The sequence below is a fragment of the Ralstonia sp. TCR112 genome (assembly GCF_007997035.1).
In the GTDB taxonomy this organism is placed as follows: Bacteria; Pseudomonadota; Gammaproteobacteria; order Burkholderiales; family Burkholderiaceae; genus Ralstonia; species Ralstonia edaphi.
Genome location: NZ_VOSS01000248.1, coordinates 1 through 1,161 on the forward strand (window position 1 = coordinate 1; position 1,161 = coordinate 1,161).

General features: G+C 68.6%; 1 protein-coding gene. It reads right to left on the reverse strand.

The features are described 5' to 3' along the window. Nucleotides 1–1,035: UvrD-helicase domain-containing protein (locus FUT88_RS25665; protein WP_147219358.1), on the reverse strand; the 1,035-nt coding region annotated here is incomplete at its 3' end. Nucleotides 1,036–1,161: the final 126 nt, after the last annotated feature.

Consider the following 1,161-nt stretch of genomic DNA (forward strand, 5'->3'; position numbering starts at 1 on the left):
GATGGTCGTCAGCGTCTCGCAGAGCGTGGTGTGCAAGGTCACCAGCGTTTGCGCGTGCTCGTCGCCGACGGCTTTGATGAGCGCCTTGGTCGGCTTGCAAGCGCGCGCCTTGCCGGCCTGCGTGTGGAAAGCGGCAAACAGCACGTCAAAGGCCTGCGCGCGGGCGGCCTCATCCGACAGGTCCATTCCGCGCGCCGCGGTGACCGCAGATTCAATGGCCACCGCACGCTTGCCCTCGGCCGCACCGCCCTGCCCGAGCCAGCCGGATACGCGCAGCATGTCGGCGAGCAACGCCGCATCCTGCAGCGCTTCGATCAGCGGATCGACCGTCGCATCGTCGCCGAGCAGCTCATCCAGCGCATCCAGCGGACGACCGCCTGCCTGTGTCTTGTAGGCCCACCAATCGCTGCGCTGATGGAACATGGCGTCGAGCAGACGACCGGCCTGGAAATCGCCGACCAGATCGGCAAGCGCTTCATACGCGGCGCGCAATTCGGCGTGATCTTCGGCCAGCAAGCCGCGCCAGAAAGGCGCCCAAGCTTCACGCCGCAGCCGCCCGGCGTCTTCGCGCAACGACGCGCCCTGCTGCACGCCAGACGACAACGGCGCCCCGCGCAGCAGCGAACCAAACCAGCCGTGGAACGTGTCGATCGCCATGCGCGACGGCGATTCCAGCACGCGCGCATACAGCCCGCGCGCGGTTTCAATCAGCGCCGGCGCATCACGCTCATCCACCGTGCGGGCGATGAGCTCTCGCACGACGCCTTCATCGTCGGCGCTGGCCAGCTGCGCGAGGATGTCGAGCAAACGCTGGCGCATCTCTTCGGCCGCCTTGCGCGTGAACGTGATGGCGAGAATGTCGGACGGTGCCGCACCTGCCAGCAGCAAACGCAACATGCGCGTGACCAGCAGCCACGTCTTGCCGCTGCCCGCACACGCTTCCACCACGACCGAGCGCTGCGGATCGCACGCCGCGCGCGAAAAAGCCTCGGGCGAGACGGCCGCGCCGTCGCGTTCGTAAGCGTGATCGCTCATGCCGCCCCCTCCGGCTCGCGGGGCGCGCCGTCGGTCCAATACCCCTTGCGGCACAAGCCACGCGCCGCGCAATAGCGGCACGCCGATTCATCACCGAACGCCGGCAGCGGCGCACCGGCTGCGAGG